Below are 22205 nucleotides of genomic sequence, written 5' to 3' on the forward strand. Positions count from 1 at the left end.
TTTTTTCCTTCTCTAGTAATTCGAACTTTCAGGAGTAATGTTGAATTAGTTCTTTGTAAAAATAAAAACTCTCTTTCGGAATTCTCTTAAAATTATTTTCATAATCAACAAAGACCAATCCAAATCTTTTAGATTTACCGTAAAGCCATTCGTAATTATCTATTAAACTCCAATAAAAATATCCTCGAACATCAATATTTTGTTCCATCGCTTTATACATAAACTTCAAATGTTTCTTTAAGAATTTTTTTCGAATTTCCTCATTATTAATTGCAATTCCATTTTCTGTGATGATAATTGGTTTATTATACTTAGATACCATCTTTAATATTTTAAGAAGACCTTTAGGATAAATTTCCCAGCCTGTGTCTGTTTCAGGATGTTTAGTGTAAAAATGAAATGGATTATCAATGCTGAATCTAAATTTCGTAAATAATCTGTAATAATAATTTACTCCCCAGAAATCGATTTTATTGTTTAGCTCAATTTCATTTTCGAATTTTAATAGTGTAGGAAGATTTGCAATTAACCTGTTTGTAACAAAAGCATCTAAAATCATTCTATTAAAAAATTGGTCAATCCTGTTTCTGACTGCTTTATCGAGTAAAAACCAATCTCTTTCACTCTTAAAAACTATAAAATGCTTGGCTATTCCGATCTGTGAATCTTTTGAGTTCGATTTAATGAGATCATAAATTTTACCATGTGCTTTTAAAATGTTTGAAAGAGCGACCATCATTGTATCGAGATTTTTTATACCAGGTGGAAAATTTCCTTCACCGTATCCAGCCATAACCCAGACCATCGGTTCGTTGAATGTAATCCAGTATTTGATTCGATCTCTAAAGCGGGAAAAAATTTTTTCGACGTAGTTATAGAAAACTTCTATCGAATTTTCATTATGCCATGGAGAATATTCGTGAAACCAGATTGGATGTGAAAAGTGATGTAACGTTAAGAATGGTTCGATTTGATTTTCTAAAAGATAATCAATCATTCGTTCATATTGGTCGAGAGCTTCTTCAGAAAAACGATTTATCTCAGGTTGAATCCTTGCCCATTCGAATGATAATCGGTAAGCATTTACACCAAGCGTTTTTAATAACTTAAAATCTTCTTCCCACATCAACCAGTGATTTGATCCATTATCGTAAATTGGATCAAGTCCAGCTTTCTTAAATTTTCCTTCCTTTTCCCATTTAGTAAAGTCGTTTTCGATATTTCCTTCGATTTGAAAAGAAGAAGTAGCTACTCCCCAGAAAAATTGTTTCATAGAATTATGTTGATAAGTTCAATAGAAATCATTGCAATTGAAAATCCTAATTGTGAACCAATTAAAACATCAGTTGGGTAATGTAAATTTAAGATAATTCGAGATATTCCAACAAGGATAGCGTAAAGGAAGAGAATGAATGTAAAAATTGGGAAATAAATACTAATTAATGTGGCAAATAAAAAAGCAGCTGAAGTATGACCTGAGGGGAAACTGTATCTGTCTGGCGGCAGGATTGGAATGTTATTGATTTTAAGTCTCTCAAATGGTCTTAATCTTCTGATTGAATTTTTGATTGTAAAATAAAAGATTCTTTCGATTGAAAATGCTGCAGCGAAAACAAAAAATTCTTTCAAACTTAATTTTGAATTAATTAGCATTACAAAGATTATTATTGGATACAAAAAGCCATCACCGAGGCGAGTAAATACTATAAAAAAGTTTCTTATCCAATTTGTTCGTTTCAATTTATTATTAAAAATGAAGCCGCTTATATTTTGCATCAAAATATCTTCGATTATCTGAATTTTTTCTATTGCAGCTATCATAGTCTAAACCTGTTTTTTGTAAACTTAAGTTTGTAATGTTTTCATTTTGTTAAATCATTGTTAATTAATTGTAAATTCTTTTGGAACTTTAATATTTTTTTGTGAATAAAATCGCTGGAATTTCAAAGGCTAATAAAGGAGGCATTATGTTAAGAAATCAAAAAATCAAAAAAATAGCTTATATAGGAAACTATTTACCTCGAAAATGTGGAATTGCAACCTTCACTTATGACTTATATCATTCTATCCGAAATCAATACCCTGAAACTGATTCAATTGTGCTTGCTATCACAGATAAAAATCAAAGTTTTGATTACCCGCCAGAAGTAAGATTCGAAATAATAAAACAAGACATTACTTCCTATCAAAAAGCAGCTGACTTCCTGAATTATAATAACATTGACATTGTCAGTCTTCAGCACGAATACGGAATTTTCGGTGGAATTGAAGGAAGTCATATTCTTGCCTTACTTAGAAATTTAAGAGTTCCCGTAGTTTCGACTTTACACACTATACTTGAAGAACCCAATCCAGAACAAAAAAGAGTATTGAAAGAAATTATAAATCATTCATCAAAAGTTATATCAATGACTGAAAAAGGATATAAATTCTTAAGAGAAATTTACAAAGTTCCTGACGAAAAAATTGATATAATTCCCCACGGTATTCCTGATATGCCTTTTGTGGATCCAAACTTTTATAAAGATAGATTCGGTGTTGAAGGTAAATTTGTCATTCTAACATTTGGACTTCTTTCTCCAGGAAAAGGAATTGAGTATGTTCTTTGGGCTCTGCCAAAAGTAATTGAGAAATTTCCGAATGTCGTGTACATAATTTTGGGTGCAACACATCCTAACATTGTAAAAGAACAGGGTGAATCCTATCGTTTAAGTCTTGAAAGATTAGCGCACGAACTTGGAATAAAGAAGAATGTAATTTTTTACAATCGATTTGTTAGCTCAGAAGAATTAAAAGAGTTTATTGGTGCTGCTGATATTTACATAACTCCTTATCTCAATAAAGCTCAAATAACTTCTGGAACTTTATCGTATTCATTTGGTTGTGGCAAGGCTGTTATTTCAACTCCATACTGGCATGCTGAAGAATTACTTGCCGATGACAGAGGGGTTTTGGTTCCTTTCAGAGATTCTGAAGCAATTGCAAACGCAATTATTGATCTTCTTTCCAATGAAGCCAAAAGACATTCGATGCGAAAGAAGGCATATATGCTGGGCCGTGAAATGGTTTGGAGCAATATTGCTCATTTATATGTAAATACATTTCAGCAGGCGAGAGAATTAGCAGCACAAAAAATTTTATCAGTCCCAACATTAAGAACCCTTGACGATCAACGAATGGAATTACCAGAATTTAATTTAAAGCATATAATCAATCTAACTGATTCGATTGGAATCTTTCAGCATGCTAAGTTCTCCATACCAAGATATTCAGAAGGATACTGTCTTGATGATAATGCTCGTGCTTTACTTTTTACTGTTCAATTAGACGATTTAGGCATAGCCGATGAGAATGTTTTCAGACTTGCGAATATTTATTCTGCTTTCATTGATTATTCCTATAATCCTAAACAGAAAAGATTCAGAAATTTTATGAATTTTGAAAGAAAATGGATTGAAGAGGTTGGTTCAGATGATTCTCAGGGTAGAGCGGTTTGGGCACTTGGTACTGTAGTTGGAAAATCTTCAAGAAAAAATCTTCAGATTTGGGCAACTCAATTATTTAATGAAGCAATTCAAATAATTCCAGACCTTACTTCGCCACGAGCCTGGGCTTTTGGCTTGCTCGGCATAAACGAATATTTGCACAAAATGAGTGGTGATAGACTTGTGCTCTCAATTCGTGATCTACTTGTAGATAAATTGATGAAGTTATACTCTAATGTAGCCGATGCAGATTGGAAATGGTTTGAAAATTACCTGACATATGACAACGCAAAAATATCTCAGGCACTGATTGTTAGTGGTTATGATATGAGAAACAGTGAAGTGCTTTCTGTAGGAATTGAAACATTAAAATGGTTAATTAATCAGCAATTGACGGAGAAAGGCAATTTTTCTCCTATTGGTTCAGAGGGTTGGTTTACCAGAGGAGGTGAGAAAGCTCGTTATGATCAACAACCTGTATCAACCTGTGATGCTGTTTTAGCTTGTGCAGAAGCTTATAGAATTACTGGTGATGAAGATTGGTACGAACTATCGAGATTAATATTTGAATGGTTCTTCGGCAAAAACGATCTTGGTTTGCCGCTCTATGATGCAACAACTGGTGGTTGTTATGATGCTTTGCAGATGGATCGTGTTAATCTAAATCAAGGTGCTGAATCAACTCTTAGTTTCTTTATTGCACTTGCACAAATTTATCGAATTGAAAATATGGTAAAAGCTTATGAAAAAATTAAATAGGTTGAAGATTGAGTTTAAATAAAAAGAGGAGAGAAATATGAGTAATTCAAAAGTTGAATTATTCAAGAAATATAAAGATAATCCAATTATTACGATTCAAAATATACCTTACAAATCAAACTCAGTCTTTAATGCTGGTGCAGTAAAATTTGGTGATGAGACAATTCTCTTGATGCGTATAGAGGATATGAGAGGAATATCTCATCTAACAATCGCAAGGAGTAAAAATGGAGTTGATAACTGGAGAATTGATAGAAAACCAACTTTGCAACCAGAACCAGAAAAATTTCCTGAAGAAATATGGGGGATTGAAGATCCAAGGATAACTTTTCTAGAAGAACTAAATAAATATGCAATCACTTACACTGCTTATTCTCACGGGGGACCACTTGTCTCGTTAGCACTGACTGAAGATTTTGAAAAATTTGAAAAAGTGGGCGCTATACTTCCACCCGAAGATAAAGATGCAGCACTTTTCCCTGTTAAGTTTAATAATCGCTGGGCAATGATACACAGGCCTATAATTTCAACTCCTTATTCTGCGGCTCACATTTGGATATCTTTTTCACCTGATTTGTTTCATTGGGGTGAACATAGAATCTTAATTCGTGCTCGAGATGGTGCATGGTGGGATGCCAATAAAATTGGTCTTTCTCCTCCGCCAATTTTAATTCCCGAAGGATGGTTGATACTATATCATGGTGTTAAGAAAACAGCTGGCGGTTCAATTTATAGGCTTGGTCTGGCTTTGCTTGATAAAGAAAATCCTACAAAAGTCCTGCGAAGAAGTGATGAATGGATTTTTGGTCCTCGCGAATTTTATGAGAGAGAAGGTGATGTTGATGACGTTGTTTTCCCTTGCGGTTGGATTGTTGAAGGAGATGAAGTCAGATTGTATTACGGTGCAGCGGATACTTCAATTGCACTTGCGTTTGCTAATCTAAATGAATTGAGAGAATATATTCTGAATTGCCCTGAAGCTGAAGAAGCTAAAAGATGGGGCTGAAACTTTGGAGTATACAATTTTTCAATGTATTAATAATGGTGAACAGCTTTTATTAAGTGCCTTTAAGAAGATTTTAAAAAAGTCAGGTTGAATAAACTCAACCTGACTTTTTTACTTTATCCAATCTGTATTAACTGATGTTCAAATAAATTTATATCAAGGTTTTCAAAAAGATAATCAATCACATTAAGTGAATATTTATTTGCGAAGTAGATAAAATTGATCTCACGTTCCTGCAGATTTTCATCTGGGAACAGAATGTTTGATGTCTTGTAAATTTGCCTGAAGATTATTTCGTTTCTTTTCTTTTGTGCTGCCAGAGCTTTTTCTTTTAGAACACCAAGACTTTGGACTACTTTATTATGGGTGGTTTTAATCACATCTTCTAAGGTTGAATCAATTTTAACAAGATTTTCTTTCAAGTAATTAAAAGGACTTTCTATTTCCTGATAAACTTTCTCAAAAATATTTTGTACTTTTATTTCAGAATTTTTATCTGTGATATTAGTTGCAAGAGTTTCAAGATCATTAAAAAAATCCTGAAGTTTTAATTCATATTTATTTAAAATGTTCTGGACTTTTGCTTCAATTACTGTTGCACTTGCACGGGGGAAAAGAATTGGAGGAGTTAGATTATGAATTGCGTAGTAAGGATAAATTTGAGCATGATAACAAATTTCTGAAGGTCCTGCGATATAGTAAGCAGTTGGAAAAATGAAATCTTGGCAAATGGGTCGTAAAACAACATTTGGACTAAATTTTTCTGGAGTTGAATTTATCTCAGCAATTAATTGATCATAAGTAAATTTTTTTCGTTTTCCTTTTAATCTAAAATCATTACCTGCTGGTTCAATTAAATATCTTCCTCCATCCTCGAAATAAAATAAATTAATAGGTTTAATCTTAACTTGAGCATGATAATTTTCTTCGAGCTTAGCACTTCTTAAAATCAATTCTTCAGAAATAAATTGAGAGTTCTCGATATCCTTTCTAAAAATATTTTTAAGCCAGTCTTTAACCTCAATATCTTGTGGATCAAACACTATTAGACCATATTTATCAAAAAACATCTTCATTAAACCAACGAAACCAGACTTAAAACTCGCACCAGCATAATAAAATTTCTTTACCAGGTTGATTACATCTGACTTGAATTCAGTTTCTCTTAAGGAGGTCGAAATTTTTTCAATAAAACTCTCAATTGTCAAATCAAACTGATAGTTCCCCATTGGTCCGCGATTAGTTTCAGCATCAAGTCCATCTTCATATGTAATTTTTGTTAAACTGTTTTCATTATCAAGAATTTTTATCCAATTAACTTCATCGAAATCATGATCATCACCTTCCAGCCAAAAGATAGGAACGAATTTTAACTCAGGATAGAGTTCATTCAATTGTTCTGCAAGTTTGATGGATGTAATTACTTTGTAGATTGTGTAAAGAGGTCCAAGCAATATTCCAAGTTGTTGACCTGTTATTATTGCGAATGTATTCTCCGAGAGCAAAGCATCAATGTTTTGTTTTGTTTTTTCAGAGATATTTTCCTCGGCATATTGTTTTTTTATTATTTGAACTAATTTTTCTCGATGTTCTAAATCTTTATTAAAGTTTTCGAGATTTTTAATAAGTGCCTCGTTATCCCTGAAATTAGTAGGATAGAATTCTTTTACATTTTCAAAATTTTCAATGTAGTCAATGAATAACTGTAGATTGATTGGAATTTCAGAATGCTTAATTGACATTTTAACCTCAAATAAATTTACATTTTTGTTTTTCACACAAAAATAAGTATTGATCAAAAATAAAACCTGATTGAATAAAAATTTTAGAATTTGAAAATTTTTGATAACTTTGCATCGAAATTTTGGGGCCATAGCTCAGTTGGGAGAGCGTCTGAATGGCATTCAGAAGGTCGGGGGTTCGACTCCCCCTGGCTCCACAAGATGGGGGAAAAGTTTTACGTATACATATTGCACTCCTTAAAAACCAATCGATATTATGTAGGACAAACAAATGATTTAGAACGAAGATTAATGTATCACAACTCAGGTTATAATCCATCTACAAAGAGTGGAATTCCCTGGGAATTAGTTTATGTAGAAGAATATTCAAGTAAACAAGAAGCATTCAATCGAGAGCAAGAGATAAAAAAGAAGAAGAGTCGGAAGTATATAGAGGAGTTGATAAGTCGAGCTCAGTTTTGAGAGCGCTCCGATGCAATCGGAGAGGTCGGGGGTTCGACTCCCCCTGGCTCCACAAGATGGGGGAAAAGTTTTACGTATACATATTGCACTCCTTAAAAACCAATCGATATTATGTAGGACAAACAAATGATTTAGAACGAAGATTAATGTATCATAACTCAGGTTATGATTTTTTAATGAGATAGAGTTTAGTTATTCGTTTAAAATCAAAAAATGAAATGATTATATTAAATATCAATTCAAAGAAGATAAAAGGGCTTCCAATCTCCTTATATATAATCTTTTAATTCAAAAACTCCGGTGGATAAACTGAAAGTCATGATTTTAGAAGGAAGCCCTAATCTGGATTTCTTTTATAAATTCCAGAAGATTAATCATCTTCATTTCACAAATAATATTAGAACAATTCCCTAAGTTCTTATTTTCTATTGGAATATGTCTTAAATTATTTTTATTATTCAAAAAAAGAGATCAGGAAATGACAAACAGGAATGTCAGGATTTTTATTTTATTGATTCTAAGCATGTTTATGTTCACTTCTTGTGAGGACTTTCGCGGCAGATTTCCATCTGGTCCAATTGAATCTCCATTTGGGTTTGAAAAAGGGGAAACTGGAGTAAGATTTATTAACCTTTGTGTAAAATCTAATCAATTGGATTTTGTAGTTGCAACTAAAAAATTAGTTTCAGCTGCCAGATATAAATATGCAGGACAAATTTTTAATGTTGGAAGTGGAAATAGAAGCATTCAAATTAAGTCGACAGAAAATCCAAACCAAAATTTTGCTGACTTCTCACTGAATATTGATCCAGAAAAAATTTATACAATAGTAGCTTATAATAAAATTTCAGATTTTCAATATGCTGTAATTCAAAATGATCCAAAAACAATAGGTGCAGGTAGATCATTAATTAGATTTTTTCATGGAACAAAAGATATTGCTGGAACTATTGATGTAAAGATAACTAACGATGAGGGGACTAAACTTCTTCAGGGTATATCATTTGGTAATATTTCAGATTTTATTGAATTGAAATCTGGCAGTAATAAAATAATAATTACTGCAACGGGGACTAATTATATAATTATGACAAATGTTACGTATCTTGAATCAGGTAAAGTATACACAGCATTTTTAACCGGTGCATATAATGCAACAGGTGATGAAAAAATTAACTTAAATTTTTTAAATGAGAGTGATACTCGAGCACAAGTTCTTTTTAATTATGCTGAAGGAGAAGCTTCAGTTAGATTTCTTAATGGTTCGGTAGACTCACCTAATTTAGATTTTGTAATTGATGATGCTAAGGTTTTAGTTGATCAACCATTTAAACTGGCATCAGCGCTAATTAAAGTTAAAGCAGGATCAAGAACTATAAAAATATTAGAGAGTGGGGGAATTTCTCCAATATTTACAGGTTCATTTAATTTTGAACTTGATAAATCGTATATGGTGATTGCAATTAATAATTTTTTGAACCTTTCTGGATTAGTACTTGAGACTCCGTCAAAAAGTCCCGGTGGTGATAGAGCTTTCTTGAGAGTAGTTCATATTTCACCAAATGCACCTTCGGTTTATATAAAATTTTCTTCAAGTGTTGATAGACCACCAAATTATGTGACCTTGAGTTATCGTGGTGTTTCAAATTTTATAGAGTATCCAGCAGGTCCACTTGATGTTGTCATTTATCAGGCAGGAACTACTGATACATTAAAATATGGAAGAATGTTTTTGGATGGCGGTAGGGTTTATTCAGCTTATATTATTGGTTTTATTACTGGTACACAAAGTTCACCTATTAGCTTTGATTTGTTGATTGATTCTGAACCAGGTTCACAAATGTTATTTAACTGGTTTTAATTTGTAAAATGACGAATTGGAAAATTAAATATTTCATTATCATATTTTTTCAAATTTTAATTTTCTTAATGATCAATTCTTGTGGACCAGTTAAAGAATGGCCTACTGAACCGGGTAAATCGACTCTTGGTAAAGGTACAAAAGTTCGTTTTGTTAATCTTTTACTTGAAAATCCACCGATTGATATCTATATAAACAATGTAAAAGTTTATTCATATTCCACCTATAAACTAGCAACTTACTACTTTGATTTAAATCCGGGTTTACATGAGATTAAAATTTCAAGGATCTCCGAAACAGATGCTCTCCTTAAAGATACAATAAAGCTTGATTCTAATAAGTTTTATTCAATTAATTTTGTTGGTAGTGGAAATAAAATCAAATTAAAAACGATTGAAATAAAACAATTAAATCCACAGCCTGATTATGCGTTAGTAAGATTTATCCATGGATTTGATGAAATCGATAGTGTCGATATAGCAATCTACAATCAATCAGATAATTTTTTATTCACAGGAATTAATTATACAGATGCAACAGATTTTTTACGAATTTCACCTGGAACATCAAAAGTAAATGTTTTTGAGTCAGGTTTTGAAAAATTAATCTTTACCTCCACCATTAATCTTGAAGCGAATAAAATTTATTCGATTTATGTTTCAGGTAATATTAGTGCTTTAGATAGTACGGCTTTAAATGCAAACATACTTGATGAAACAAAATATACTGATCAAACATTGTTTAGTTTTGAGCAGGGTATTTCTAAGGTAAGATTTATAAATGGAATAACATCAGCACAATCTGCACAAATACTAATTGACAATAATCCTTTTAGAAGCTCAATTCCTTTCAACCAAGCCACATCATTTCAAAATCTCAAAGCAGGTGCAAGAAGAATAAAAATTAATCTAAGTTCAGGGGCTGGCTCTCTTGATACAACTTTAGTGTTTGAAGAACTAAAAAATTACACAGTTTATTTATCAAATGCTAAAAATAAAATTTCAATTTATACTTTCACAAATGAGTCAAAGACAATTCCAGGGAATCGTGCTTTACTTAGAATAATTAATGCATCAATTGATATAGAAAATGTTTTAATAAACTACAAATCATTACTTGGTCAAGGAATAAAAGAGATACAAACTTACGGCCAAGCAACGGAATACTTTGAACTCGCACCGGGACAAAATATTCTTTCATTAAGTTCGAGTGGTAAACCGAACTTACTAAGCATTTCAGCTTATCTTGAAGGCGGAAGAATTTATTCAGCATTTTTAACCGGTTCTTACACAGGTAATGATAGAAATTCTTTGATGCTTAGTTTTGTAAAGGATAATGATACACTTGGGCAGAATCTTTTTACATTTGAGCAGGTTAAATCTGCGGTGAAATTGATCAATGGTTCGCCAGATTTTAATGGTTTAGATTTAATTATTGATGAAAATAAAGTCCACTCGAATTTGAATTATAAATATGCAACTAAGTTTTTTTCGGTCAACACTGGATTTAGAACAATTCAAGTAAAGCCTTCTGATTCAAATACACCAATTTTTCAATCAACAATAAATTTAGAGATTGAAAAGAAATATCTTTTATTCTCTGTTGGAAGTTCTGTCTCGCCTGAGGTTTTAGTGCTTGAATCAACTCAAAGAACTATACCAATAGGAAATTCAAGTCTAAGATTCGTTAATGGCATCTATGATCAGAATTCTGTGGATGTTAAAATCATAAATCAAAATGGTTCTTTACCTATTAATCAAATTCCATCAAAAACTGTAACAAACTTCTATAATGTCGCTGGCGGAAAGAATCAGATTGTAGTCTATCAGTCAGGAACACAAAATGTTTTAGTCTCCTGCGAAGCAGATATTGATGTTGGTGTGTCGTACACAATTTTGTTGAGCGGATTAAGCTCGGGAAGTGTAGATAAAAGATATTCGATAGGATTTTTAAAAGAGACAGAGGACTTATATCAAAAACTTCCAGAATTTAGTTCAATCAAAACAAATGTTCGATTTTTGAATGGACTTTCTGATAATCCCATTGTTGATTTTTATGTTGATAGTGTGAAGTATGCAGGAAATATTAATTATAGACTTGCAACAGGTTTATTGAAGATACCTTCTGGCAATAATCGAAATTTAATGGTTACTCAATCTGGAAGTATAACTCAAATTTATAGTCGAGTAGCTAATATAGATTTTGCTAAAGAATACACATTTATTGTTTGCGGCGAAAAAAATTTCCCAGATGGATTTCTAATTGAAAATCCGCCAAAAACTGTTCCTTCTGGTAAGTCAAGCATTAGATTTGTGCATGCTGCACCCGGGCTCGGTAATATGACTATAAGCATTCAAAATGCTTTGGGAATTTATAACGTTCCAAATGTACCTTTCAAGACAACATCAAATTATGTTGATGTAATTGCTGGTAATAATCAGATTACCGTGACAATATCATCATCGACTGGGAATGTTATTTTAACATCGGACGCATATCTTGAGGAAAATAAAATTTACACTGTTTACATTCTTGGAAAATCCGGTAATACCGGTGTTTCAGCATTGGATATTTACTTCCTGATCGAGTCAAATCCTGGAGCTCAGCAATTATTCAAGTTTGCACCGTTGCGAAGTAAATTAAGATTTGTCAATGGTTCCACTGATAATCCAAATTTACAATTGAGTGTTGATAATGAGTTTGTCGCAACGAATGTGACTTACAAATTTGCAACTGCACTTCTTAATGTGAATTCAGGAAACAATAAAGATGTGAAAGTCTTTGAATTTGGTTCAACCACTCCATTAATTAGTCAGAGTTTAAATTTAAGCCATACAAAAGCATATACTTTTTTAGTAACAAATAGGAAAACCAATCTTGAATATATTTTATTTGAAAATCCAGTAAAGATAGTCCCTGCAGGAAAAGCGAGCCTTAGAATAGTTCATGGTGCATTTGACTTAGCACCTGTTAATATAACTTTTAATAATTACACTTCAACAACTAAAATTACAGCTTTAAGTTATAAAAGCGTTTCAAATTACCTTGATCTGAATGCAGGATTTAACGAGATAATAATTACAAAATCAGCTTCGCCGAGTCAATTGATTTTAGCTATTGATGCAACTCTTGAAGAGGGGAAACTTTACACAGTTTATTTGCTTGGAAACAATTCAGGAAATTTTGGTGAAGAATACTCACTGAACTTTTTAGATGAGACTAATCCTTCAGGTCAATCATTATTTAGCTATACACCAAGTCTTATTGCTCGGATGAGAGTAATAAATGCATCACCAAATTCCACAGGTTTCGATGTAACGCTTAATCAAACAAGTTTTGTACAGAATATTTTATTCGGAAATTCATCAGGATATCAATTTTTTAGAAGTGGGTTGAGAGAAATAAAAGTTTTCCGATCCGGTCAAACATCTCAACCTTTAATTAGTTTTAATTTCCAATTTGAAACAAATAGACTTTATTCATTTTTATTAATGGACTCAGTTTCTAATTTAACTCCAGTACTAATCGAGGATTTAAATTTCAATATAGATGAAACAAAAGCTTATGTTCGTTTTATAAATGCATCATCTAATTCACCACCATTTGATATCAAAATTGGTAACCCAAATGGTTCTATAAAACATAGCTATTTTACTTATCAGCAGATTACAAATTATGAACCTTATGACCCGCAAGTTTTAAGTTTTGTTTTTACTAGATCAGGTACATCAGAGGAATTAACTAGTCTAAGAGGTTTTTCACTTTCAGCCGGGAAGGTTTATACGATTATTGTAATGGGATTTTATCAAGGACAAATAGGACAAAATTTACAGGTTAAATGGTTTCAGGATTATTAAAACGAGGTTAATATCTAATGACCGAAAAAGAATACAAAGAACTTGAAGAGATAATTAGACTATTAAGAAAAGAATGCCCTTGGGATAGAATTCAGACTAATGATACTATCAAAGAAGCAACTCTTGAAGAAGCTTATGAAGTGGTTGAAGCAATTGATCAGAAAGATTATGACGAACTCAAGAAAGAGTTGGGTGATTTATTATTGCATGTAATTTTTCATTCTGTGATAGCTGAAGAAATGAATGCCTTTACTCTTGCGGAAGTGATTAACCTTGAAAAGGAAAAATTAATTCGAAGACACCCGCATGTTTTTGGCAATACTGAAGTAAAAGATCATCACGACGTAAAACATAATTGGGAAAAAATTAAACTTACTGAAGGACGTAAATCAGTTGTAGATGGGATTCCAAATGAACTTCCAGCTTTACAGAGAGCACATCGAATTCAGGAGAAAGTAGCTAAGATTGGCTTCGAATGGACTACAAGAGAAGAGGCTTTCAAAAAAGTTGAAGAAGAAATTTATGAACTAAAACATTCACTCGATAAAAATCTAATTGATGAAATTGAAGATGAGTTTGGTGATTTGTTATTCTCGCTTGTAAACTTTGCGAGACTTCTAAATGTAAATGCTGAAACCGCCCTTCGAAAAGCAAATAGAAAATTCATCAGAAGGTTTCAATTTATCGAAGAAAAGTTGAAATTGGAGAATAGAGAATTAAAAGACTTAAAGATCGAAGAGTTGTTATCACTGTGGGATCTATCAAAAAATATTGAAAATATTAAGCGAAATGATTGAAACTGAAAACAATTAAATGTAAATTCACATAGAAAAAAATTGCAAAATTTTTAAGTAATGAAATGAAATGTTAATCACAATCAAACAAAAACAATAAATCAACCAAAATAAAATAAAGGAAGAACAAATGGGGAAAGCATTATCAAAAACCGAAATCATTGCTAAACTTGCAGAAAAAAATGGCCTTACTAAAAAGCAAGTCAAGCAATTACTTGAAGATCTTGCAAATCTCGCTTACCAAGAAGCAAAAAATTCATTCACTCTTCCGGGGCTTGGAAAACTTGTTCTTGTTGAAAGAAAAGAAAGAATGGCAAGAAATCCACGAACTGGCGAAATGGTAAAAGTGCCAGCAAAGAAAGTTGTGAAATTTAAAGTTGCAAAAGCTTGTAAAGAAGCAATCCTCGGTTCTAAATAAATAAAATTTTTATAATCATTTTTTTTCAAGTAATGATAGGTTAAGTTTGGCTTAACCTATCATTACTTTTTGAAACTAATCAAAATTATTTCAGGCTTTGATTTATATTCAACTTATCACAAAAGCTTATTATTTCATTTCACAATCGCAGATGCGACTATATTCGCAATAGCTCTTCTCAAGGAAGCAACGTTTCCTTTTCCATCGGGATGAACTCGGTTTGTGAGAATTATCAAAAATATATTTTCTTTCTTTGATATGTGAATTGAAGTGCCGGTAAATCCTGTATGACCGAACGAACCAATTTCAAAGATGTCTCCTCTTTGCTGCATATAGGCCGAGTTTATATCCCAGCCGAGACCACGACCAGCAAATTCAACTTTGGGGTAAATAGAAGTCATCAATTCAACGGTTTTTGAACCTAAAATCCTCTTTCCTTTGTAAATTCCTTTATTTAGAATCATCTGGGCAAAAATGGCGAGATCATCGCCAGTCGAGAAAAGTCCAGCATTCCCTGAAATTCCTCCCTGTACATTTGCCAGAGGATCGTGAACTTCACCGCATAAAATTTTTCCGTCTCTAATTTCAGTTGGGGCACAGTCTTTTTTTAGATTTTCATCAGGATTATAAGTTGTCTTTTTCATACCGAGAGGAACAAAAATATTTTCTTTTGAAAATTCAGCGATGTTTTTACCAGTTATTCTTTTAATAATTTCTGCAAGAGTGATGAAACCAAGGCAGCTGTATTTAAATTCTTTTCCAGGCGGTGCAAACCTCGGCAAATTACAGATTGTCTCAATTGTTCCCTCTGGTGCAGGATAACCATATTTATTTTTGATTGAATCAGCATTTGTGTAATCGGGCAATCCTGAAGTATGAGTGAGCAAGTGATAAATTTTTGCGTGATGTTCTTTACCATTTTCATCTACGAATGGCTTAAATTCTGGAATGTATTTTCTGACTTCATCTTCAAGAGAGATAACTCCACGTTCGACTAAAATCATTATAGATGTTGCAGTTGCAATTGGTTTTGTAAGAGAAGCAAGATCAAAAATAGTTTCAATTTTCATCGGTTTCTTTTCTGGAACAAGCCATGAATTTCCAAAGGCTTTTCTATAAACAACCCCGTTGTTATTACCAATTAAAATTACAGCTCCAGGCAAATTCCCTTCATTGATATTCTTAATTACAACACTATCAATGTATTTTAATCTTTCCGAAGATAATCCAATTTCTTCTGGTGAGATCAATGATGGATATTGGGCAAAAGAGGTAGAAATGAAAAATAAAACTAAAGCTAAAATCTTTTTCATAATGCCTCCATTTATTTTAGTAAAATCATTTTTCGTGAAAGTTCATTTTCATTTTGTATCAATCTATAAATATAGACACCGCTCGAAACTCTATTGTTAAAATTATCAGTTCCATTCCATTCAACTTTGTAATTTCCAGCTTGAAGTTCATCATTAACAATAGTCTTAATTATTTGACCATTCAGATTAATAACATCTAATTTTACTTGACTACTGTAGGGGACTTTAAATTCTATAGTAGTATTTGGATTGAAAGGGTTGGGATAATTTTGTTTGAGATCAAAGCCTACAATTGGGTTGTTCTCAAGAGTTCCTGTACCAACATTTGTATTATAAACAATCAACCGATATCTCCATGAATTGATTATATCATATTCAAAAAATATCAATTCTAAAATTCCATCACCATCAATATCGTAAATTGATGGGGCAGAGTAATAATAATTTTGTGAGTTAAGTTCGAGAATAGTTTGATTATTTACGATATTTAAAATTCTTACTGATTGTCTTGTATAGGAAGATACTGTGTATTGTCCTATTACATAGAATTCAACAATATTATCGCCTGTCAAATCAACTCCTAGAGAGTATATTTGACCTCCAGCTGTAACTTCGGGTTGAGTGAAATTATATTGATATTGAACAGTTCCATTATAAACTGAAGAGTAGATCTGAAATTTTGTTGAATCGACATAATAAAATCGATATTCCCAATTTGAACCATTTTTTTTGAATGGGAACCAACCCGCTGTACTGTAATATTGAAAATATGGTGATTGATACTCAAGATTAATTTGTGCAATCAGATTTAAAGAGATAAAAAAGAATATTGCTGAAAGATAGAATGTTTTCATTTTTATTCCTTCCTTTTTGATTAACCAGTCACCTAATTTAGAATAGATTATTTTAAGTAGACAGCTTTGATTGTTTTGTTATGATGACCTGAATTTAAATTGATGAAGTAAATACCAGATGGAATTTCCGAGTTCAAGTTTTTTACATTGAAATAAATTTCGTGACTACCTGCTGGCAGCTCTTTGTCCAATAAAATTGTAATCAATTGTCCCAATGAGTTATAGACACTTACACGAACATTGCTTTGATGAGGAAGATTGAATTTTATTGTAGTAGATGAATTAAAAGGATTGGGAAAGTTTTGTTCTACTTTAAAGGTCTCAAGCAGTGGATTCTCAATTTCGACGAAAGTAGTTCCGCCATTTGTTGTTTTCAAAATTAAACCGAGATCTCCAGTTATGTAAGCAACTTGATTATTTATAATGAAAACAGATTTTAAATCTTTTCTTGTAAATCTTGGGAGTTCAATCCAATTTTCTCCGCCATCGGTTGTTTTTAAGATAATTCCTTCTCTGCCGACAGCAAATCCAAAATTTTCATCATAAAAATTAATTGACATCAATTCTTTACTCGTTCCTGAAAATTGCTCAAACCAATAAAGTCCAGAGTTAGTGGTCTTAAAAATTTTTCCTGCTTTGCCGCAAGTCCATCCTACATTTGGATTAACAAACTTAATCCAGTTTAACCAATCACCAAAACCTAAAATATTAGGATCATAGTAATTCCAGCTTTCACCGCCATTTGTTGTATAACGTAAGACCCCAGTTCGTCCTGATGCCCAACCGTAAGAGTAATTTAACATTTGAACATGAAGAGGAACCGCTGCATAGTATTGATCAGAGGGTCGCCAGATATACCAGCTTTGTCCACCGTTAGTTGTTTTAAGAAAAACAGGTTGACTCCAGTATCCGCCCACAACCCATCCATTCCATTGATCAAAGAAGTGAATTCCAAATAAATCATCCATTCGATTTGTTGAATCGTAGTGATAAAACCTCCAGTTTTCACCTCCATCTGATGTCCATCCAAAATAGCCTGAGTCGCCAATTGCATATCCCTGACTTTCATTAAACATCTGGATTGCATTAATATCGGCTGTCATAAATTGATTCCATCGATTCCAGCAAAGGACACGATACCAGCTTTGTCCTCCATTAGTTGTTTTTAAGATTGTTCCTCGATCACCAGCAACCCAGCCGTAATTTTCATTGATAAAGAATGATTTGTTAAGATATTCGTCGCTTCCTTTATTAAGCTGAAACCATCCATCACCGCCGTTTGTTGTTCTAAGGATGGTTCCCCAATCACCAATTGCAATACCAATAGATTGAGAGATAAAATAACATCCGTAAAGTGTTCGCCAGGTTGGACTCAATTGAAAAGTCCAGGTCTCGCCTCCATTATTTGTAAAAAAGATTCTTGATTCTTTTCCGACAACATAACCTCTTAAATCATCAAAAAAGAAAATAGACTTTAAATCAGATTGAGTTACATCCTGACCAATTATTTGCCAGCTTATTCCGCCATTTGTAGTTCTTAAAATTAATCCAGAATCACCTACTGCATAACCTCGAGTTGAAGAAGTAAAGTAAATATCAGAAATATTTTTTTTCACCTGTGGAAGTGGAATAGGTTGCCAGTATGAACCAGCATTGTAAGTTCTCAGCATTACACCTGAATCACCAACTATGAAACCATTATTTTCATCAATGAAAAAAACTGAATTCAGATTTCGTTGAGTCGGGGATGTTTGTTGAACAAATGTATAACCATTATCAGCATATAGAATAGTTCCATTTTCACCAACGATCCAGGCTTTATCCCACCTTAATGCAAAAACTTTTCTAAGATTGTTCATAGTTGGCGATGATTGAATTTGCCAGCTCTGAGTTCCATCAAAAGTTCGAATTATCAAACCATAATTTCCACAGATCCATCCATTATTTTCATCTGAAAAATCAATCGAATAAAGATCGTTCTCAAGTCCAAGAAAACGATGAATAACATTCCAGGTTTTACCCTGATCAGTTGAGGTAAGGATGGTTCCTAAGTCACCGACAGCATAAAGTGTTGAGTTATTAAAAAAATCTATATCACGCAAAGTATTATTTTGAATTGAAGGATTGCTCCAGAAAAATTGTGCAAAGAGATTTGAAGATATAAGGGCGAGTAAAGTTAATAGTTTTTTCATAACTCAATTTTTTCGATTTATTATCGGTTCACAATGCAAATTTATGATAAAATAGATTGTAAAATTATTTTAATTGTTTTTAGGAATCGCATTAAAAATTATAATCTGGCAAAATTGGGATAGCTCTATAACTGGATTTGTTCAGGTTTGCATTTACCAAACAGTAAGTTTTATCATATAAGATTCATTTCATCAAAGTTAATTCTGCTATTTTATTTCTCTTTAGAAGAGGATCATGCTCATTCAATACGATTTAAAATTTGACTTCGAAAATTGGAATTTTCAACTAATAAATTTTTCAATCCTGATTCTATTTCGTAATTTTAAGTATGAAAATTTTATTCATATTCCTAGTTAGTTATCTTCTCGGTTCAATTCCTACAGCATTCATTTTAATGAAATTAATTAAGGGGATTGATATCAGAAAAGCTGGTTCTGGTAATGTTGGTGGAATGAATACATATGAGGTTAGTGGTTCTAAATTGCTGGGTTTTATTGTGTTTTTTGTCGATTTCGCTAAAGGATTTTTAGCTGTTCAAATTGCAAAACATTATTTCCCCAATAATTTTTTAGTAATAGGACTTTCCACTTTTTTAGTTGTTCTTGGTCATTGTTTTTCTATCTGGATAAGTTTTAAAGGTGGAAGGGGACTTGCAACCGCATTTGGATCAACCATAACATTTGTTCCTGCTGCATTTTTTCTCTGGGCTATAATCTGGCTTTTTGTTTATTTAAGAAACAAAGACATTCATTTAGGAAATATATGGGCAACGATTTCGACTTTTATTCTTTTGATTATCAATTTTGGATTTCTAAAAAAATATCTTTACCCAATAACTGAAAATTACTTTGAATATTTTGTGGTCGTCACTCTTGTTCTTGGTGTGATCTTTATAAAACATATTGAACCTTTGAAAGAGTTGATTAGTAAAAGCAAATTAAAAAGAGAGGTTAAGAAATGAAGAGAAACATTTTCGTTATTATAGGTCTGACAATTTTAGTCTCTGTTTTAACAACTCTTAGTGTACAAAAAATCGTGAATTCAGATCATGAGAAAATTTATACTGAATCAACCGATGCAAAAATTTTACCGGCAAATTATCTTCAAAAAGAAGCAGCTAATCAGGATATCAGTAACTCAAGAGAGACAGCAATTACAAGAACAGTCCGAAAGGTTAGTCCAGCTGTTGTCGGTATAAATGTAACAGAAATTCGTGAGTATCGAGATCCATTTTTCTCTTTTTTTGATGATCCGTTCTTTAGAGACGATCCTTTCTTCCGCAGATTTTTTGGAGATAGAACTTACAAGCAAGAAGTTCACAGTCTGGGCAGTGGATTTATTATTTCACCTGATGGATATATCGTTACCAATGATCATGTGGCTGGAAATGCAAAAAAGATAGTTGTGACATTGACTAATGGTGAAAGGTACGATGCAGAAATTGTTGGAAGCGATCCACAGAGCGATATTTGCTTATTAAAAATAAATGGAAAGAATTTGCCTTATGTTGTTCTTGGTAATTCTGATGATGTAATAATTGGTGAATGGGTTATTGCGTTAGGTAATCCATTTGGACTTTTTGATATAAATAATAAACCAACTGTGACAGTTGGAGTTGTAAGTTCTACCGATTTAACTCTTCAGCCAGTTAATAATCGTTATTACAGAAAAATGATTCAGACAGATGCACCAATTAATGGCGGAAATTCTGGCGGTCCACTAGTCAATAGCATTGGTGAAGTTATTGGAATGAATACTTTAATTTATACTGGGAATACTTATTCAACTGGAAATATTGGAATTGGATTTGCAATTCCTATTAATAAAATAAAAAAGGTTGTTGATGAACTAAAAAAGAATTCAAAGATTGATCGGGATTTCTGGACTGGACTTTCAATTCAAAATGTTGATGAAAGAATTGCAAAATATTATGGACTTAAAACAAGCAAAGGTGTAATTGTAACTCAAGTTCAACCAGGAAGTCCTGCTGATAAAGCGAAGATAGAAGTTGGGGATGTGATACTTGAAATTGAAGGCGAGCAAATCAACGATGAGAATGATATTAAATCAATTTTCAATGAATTTAGAACAGGTCAGGTGATTACTCTTAAAGTTTTACATAATGATAAAATTGTTGAAAGAAAAATGAAGCTTGAAAAGAGATGATAGAAAGATATTCACGAAAAGAAATATCTGATGTCTGGTCAGAAGAGAACAAATTTAAAATCTGGCTCGAGATTGAGTTACTTGCTGTAGAAGCTCGGGTTCATCTTAAAGAAATTCCCAGATCAGTTTACAATCAGATAAGATCGAAAGCCAATTTTAATATTAAAAGAATTAAGCAGATTGAAGAGAAAGTTCATCATGATGTAATTGCGTTTATTACTGATGTTGCGAAGAGCATTGGAAAAGAGGGGAAATTAATTCATTATGGAATGACTTCTTCAGATGTTCTCGATACCTGCCTTGCTGTGCAAATTAAACAAGCATCAAAAATCTTACTTACTGATCTGGAAAAATTAAGAGACACTCTTAAGAAGCTTGCACAACAACATAAATATTTAGTTTGCATTGGAAGAACACACGGCGTGCACGCTGAACTCACAACTTACGGACTGAAGTTTGCTCTCTGGTACGATGAAATTTTAAGAAACATTGAACGATTAAAATCAGCGGCAGAGAATGCTGCAATTGGAAAGATCTCTGGTGCTGTCGGAACTTATGAGCATCTCAGTCCCGAAATCGAAGAGTACGTTTGTAATAAGCTTGGGATTAAACCTGCTCGAATATCAACTCAAATTGTTCAAAGAGATGTTCATGCTGAATATGTATTGACACTTGCACTGATTGCTTCAACTCTCGAAAAAATTGCAACAGAAATTCGACATCTGCAAAAAACAGAAGTTCGTGAAGTTGAAGAACCATTTGCTGAAGGTCAAAAAGGTTCTTCGGCAATGCCTCACAAAAGAAATCCAATAATATGTGAACGGATTGCTGGACTTGCAAGACTTATTCGAACAAATGCTTTTGCTTCACTTGAGAATATTAATCTCTGGCATGAAAGAGATATTTCTCATTCTTCAGTTGAAAGAATTATTTTCCCTGATACTACAATACTGCTTGATTATATTTTAGATAAAATGAACTTTGTCTTGTCAAATTTGAAATTCAATCCTGAACAAATCGAAAAGAACATTGAACTGACAAAAGGTTTGATTCATTCACAAAAAGTTTTGCTGGCTCTAATTGAAAAAGGATTATCACGCGAAGATGCTTATAAACTTGTTCAGACTAATGCAATGAAAGTTTGGGACGGCGAAACAGACTTTAAAACTGAATTACTTAGCGATCCCAAAATCTTAAAATATTTGAATGCTGATGAGATTGAAAAAGTCTTTGATCACTCAAGATTGATTGAGAGAGTTGACTATATTTTTAATAGATTGGGTTTGAAATAAATT

17 protein-coding genes and 2 tRNA genes are annotated in these 22205 nt (G+C 32.5%); 13 read left to right on the forward strand and 6 right to left on the reverse strand.

The features are described from left to right. Positions 1-28: 28 nt before the first annotated feature. Together HPY57_10495 and HPY57_10500 are read right to left on the reverse strand one after the other, a co-directional pair. Positions 29-1273 carry a glycoside hydrolase family 1 protein gene (locus HPY57_10495; GenBank protein ID NPV12209.1) on the reverse strand — a complete coding sequence of 415 codons (1245 nt, stop codon included), beginning with the start codon at positions 1271-1273 and terminating at the stop codon, positions 29-31. Next, on the reverse strand, positions 1270-1821 hold the full coding sequence (locus HPY57_10500) for a phosphatase PAP2 family protein (GenBank protein NPV12210.1): 552 nt from the start codon (positions 1819-1821) through the stop codon (positions 1270-1272). Before HPY57_10500 ends, HPY57_10495 begins: the two co-directional genes overlap by 4 nt. Before the next feature lie 146 nt (positions 1822-1967). Between HPY57_10500 and HPY57_10505 the strand changes: the two genes are divergently transcribed. Both HPY57_10505 and HPY57_10510 read left to right on the forward strand, forming a co-directional pair. After that, positions 1968-4244 carry a glycosyltransferase gene (locus tag HPY57_10505; GenBank protein NPV12211.1) on the forward strand — a complete coding sequence of 759 codons (2277 nt, stop codon included), beginning with the start codon at positions 1968-1970 and terminating at the stop codon, positions 4242-4244. Between the two features lie 37 nt (positions 4245-4281). Beyond that, a complete protein-coding gene (locus HPY57_10510; protein NPV12212.1) occupies positions 4282-5250 on the forward strand; it encodes a glycosidase in 969 nt (322 codons plus the stop codon). Between the two features lie 116 nt (positions 5251-5366). On the opposite strand, the gene bshC is transcribed toward HPY57_10510, so the two are convergent. Beyond that, the gene (gene bshC / locus HPY57_10515) at positions 5367-6992 is read right to left on the reverse strand and encodes a bacillithiol biosynthesis cysteine-adding enzyme BshC (GenBank protein NPV12213.1); all 1626 of its coding nucleotides are present in this window, start codon (positions 6990-6992) and stop codon (positions 5367-5369) included. A 124-nt stretch (positions 6993-7116) separates the two neighbouring features. Here bshC and HPY57_10520 point away from each other — a divergent pair. The 8 genes from HPY57_10520 to HPY57_10555 all read left to right on the forward strand — a co-directional run bounded on the left by HPY57_10520 (position 7117) and on the right by HPY57_10555 (position 14384). Beyond that, positions 7117-7189 (forward strand) — tRNA-Ala (locus tag HPY57_10520). A 31-nt stretch (positions 7190-7220) separates the two neighbouring features. Further along, on the forward strand, positions 7221-7454 hold the full coding sequence (locus HPY57_10525; protein ID NPV12214.1) for a GIY-YIG nuclease family protein: 234 nt from the start codon (positions 7221-7223) through the stop codon (positions 7452-7454). Next, positions 7427-7506 (forward strand) — tRNA-Cys (locus HPY57_10530). The genes HPY57_10525 and HPY57_10530 overlap by 28 nt, the downstream gene beginning before the upstream one ends. 4 nt (positions 7507-7510) lie before the next feature. Further along, complete coding sequence (locus HPY57_10535) at positions 7511-7639, forward strand: GIY-YIG nuclease family protein (protein ID NPV12215.1); 129 nt, start codon at positions 7511-7513, stop codon at positions 7637-7639. Between the two features lie 293 nt (positions 7640-7932). Further along, on the forward strand, positions 7933-9315 hold the full coding sequence (locus HPY57_10540) for a DUF4397 domain-containing protein (GenBank protein NPV12216.1): 1383 nt from the start codon (positions 7933-7935) through the stop codon (positions 9313-9315). Positions 9316-9323: 8 nt separating this feature from the next. Beyond that, entirely contained in the window at positions 9324-13172 is a 3849-nt protein-coding gene (locus HPY57_10545) for a DUF4397 domain-containing protein (protein NPV12217.1), read from the forward strand. 17 nt (positions 13173-13189) lie between these two features. Further along, a complete protein-coding gene (gene mazG / locus HPY57_10550) occupies positions 13190-13969 on the forward strand; it encodes a nucleoside triphosphate pyrophosphohydrolase (protein NPV12218.1) in 780 nt (259 codons plus the stop codon). 127 nt (positions 13970-14096) lie between these two features. Beyond that, positions 14097-14384, forward strand: coding sequence for an HU family DNA-binding protein (locus tag HPY57_10555; protein NPV12219.1), 288 nt, complete (start codon positions 14097-14099; stop codon positions 14382-14384). 134 nt (positions 14385-14518) lie between these two features. Here HPY57_10555 and HPY57_10560 read toward each other — a convergent pair whose 3' ends face one another. The 3 genes from HPY57_10560 to HPY57_10570 are packed head-to-tail and all read right to left on the reverse strand — an operon-like array spanning position 14519 to position 18743. Beyond that, positions 14519-15697, reverse strand: a complete 1179-nt coding sequence (locus tag HPY57_10560; GenBank protein ID NPV12220.1) for a serine hydrolase — start codon at positions 15695-15697, stop codon at positions 14519-14521. 11 nt (positions 15698-15708) lie between these two features. Continuing rightward, a complete protein-coding gene (locus HPY57_10565) occupies positions 15709-16551 on the reverse strand; it encodes a T9SS type A sorting domain-containing protein (protein ID NPV12221.1) in 843 nt (280 codons plus the stop codon). 47 nt (positions 16552-16598) lie between these two features. Continuing rightward, positions 16599-18743 (reverse strand): T9SS type A sorting domain-containing protein, encoded by a 2145-nt coding sequence (locus HPY57_10570; GenBank protein ID NPV12222.1) that lies wholly within the window; start codon positions 18741-18743, stop codon positions 16599-16601. Between the two features lie 329 nt (positions 18744-19072). Between HPY57_10570 and HPY57_10575 the strand changes: the two genes are divergently transcribed. The 3 genes from HPY57_10575 to HPY57_10585 are packed head-to-tail and all read left to right on the forward strand — an operon-like array spanning position 19073 to position 22202. Beyond that, complete coding sequence (locus HPY57_10575) at positions 19073-19705, forward strand: glycerol-3-phosphate acyltransferase (GenBank protein NPV12223.1); 633 nt, start codon at positions 19073-19075, stop codon at positions 19703-19705. Continuing rightward, positions 19702-20910: a trypsin-like serine protease gene (locus HPY57_10580; protein NPV12224.1), complete on the forward strand. Its 1209-nt coding sequence runs from the start codon at positions 19702-19704 to the stop codon at positions 20908-20910. Before HPY57_10575 ends, HPY57_10580 begins: the two co-directional genes overlap by 4 nt. Next, the gene (locus HPY57_10585; protein ID NPV12225.1) at positions 20907-22202 is read left to right on the forward strand and encodes an adenylosuccinate lyase; all 1296 of its coding nucleotides are present in this window, start codon (positions 20907-20909) and stop codon (positions 22200-22202) included. The genes HPY57_10580 and HPY57_10585 overlap by 4 nt, the downstream gene beginning before the upstream one ends. Positions 22203-22205: the final 3 nt, after the last annotated feature.

Source organism: Ignavibacteria bacterium (genome assembly GCA_013177855.1).
In the GTDB taxonomy this organism is placed as follows: Bacteria; Bacteroidota; Ignavibacteria; order Ch128b; family Ch128b; genus Ch128b.

Excerpts from the sequence above, each read along its gene's own strand:
- HPY57_10495 (NPV12209.1), bottom strand. The coding sequence starts at position 1,273 with ATGAAACAATTTTTCTGGGGAGTAGCTACTTCTTCTTTTCAAATCGAA.
- HPY57_10500 (NPV12210.1), bottom strand. The coding sequence starts at position 1,821 with ATGATAGCTGCAATAGAAAAAATTCAGATAATCGAAGATATTTTGATG.
- HPY57_10505 (NPV12211.1), top strand. The coding sequence starts at position 1,968 with ATGTTAAGAAATCAAAAAATCAAAAAAATAGCTTATATAGGAAACTAT.
- HPY57_10510 (NPV12212.1), top strand. The coding sequence starts at position 4,282 with ATGAGTAATTCAAAAGTTGAATTATTCAAGAAATATAAAGATAATCCA.
- bshC (NPV12213.1), bottom strand. The coding sequence starts at position 6,992 with ATGTCAATTAAGCATTCTGAAATTCCAATCAATCTACAGTTATTCATT.
- HPY57_10535 (NPV12215.1), top strand. The coding sequence starts at position 7,511 with ATGGGGGAAAAGTTTTACGTATACATATTGCACTCCTTAAAAACCAAT.
- HPY57_10540 (NPV12216.1), top strand. The coding sequence starts at position 7,933 with ATGACAAACAGGAATGTCAGGATTTTTATTTTATTGATTCTAAGCATG.
- HPY57_10545 (NPV12217.1), top strand. The coding sequence starts at position 9,324 with ATGACGAATTGGAAAATTAAATATTTCATTATCATATTTTTTCAAATT.
- mazG (NPV12218.1), top strand. The coding sequence starts at position 13,190 with ATGACCGAAAAAGAATACAAAGAACTTGAAGAGATAATTAGACTATTA.
- HPY57_10555 (NPV12219.1), top strand. The coding sequence starts at position 14,097 with ATGGGGAAAGCATTATCAAAAACCGAAATCATTGCTAAACTTGCAGAA.
- HPY57_10560 (NPV12220.1), bottom strand. The coding sequence starts at position 15,697 with ATGAAAAAGATTTTAGCTTTAGTTTTATTTTTCATTTCTACCTCTTTT.
- HPY57_10565 (NPV12221.1), bottom strand. The coding sequence starts at position 16,551 with ATGAAAACATTCTATCTTTCAGCAATATTCTTTTTTATCTCTTTAAAT.
- HPY57_10570 (NPV12222.1), bottom strand. The coding sequence starts at position 18,743 with ATGAAAAAACTATTAACTTTACTCGCCCTTATATCTTCAAATCTCTTT.
- HPY57_10575 (NPV12223.1), top strand. The coding sequence starts at position 19,073 with ATGAAAATTTTATTCATATTCCTAGTTAGTTATCTTCTCGGTTCAATT.
- HPY57_10580 (NPV12224.1), top strand. The coding sequence starts at position 19,702 with ATGAAGAGAAACATTTTCGTTATTATAGGTCTGACAATTTTAGTCTCT.
- HPY57_10585 (NPV12225.1), top strand. The coding sequence starts at position 20,907 with ATGATAGAAAGATATTCACGAAAAGAAATATCTGATGTCTGGTCAGAA.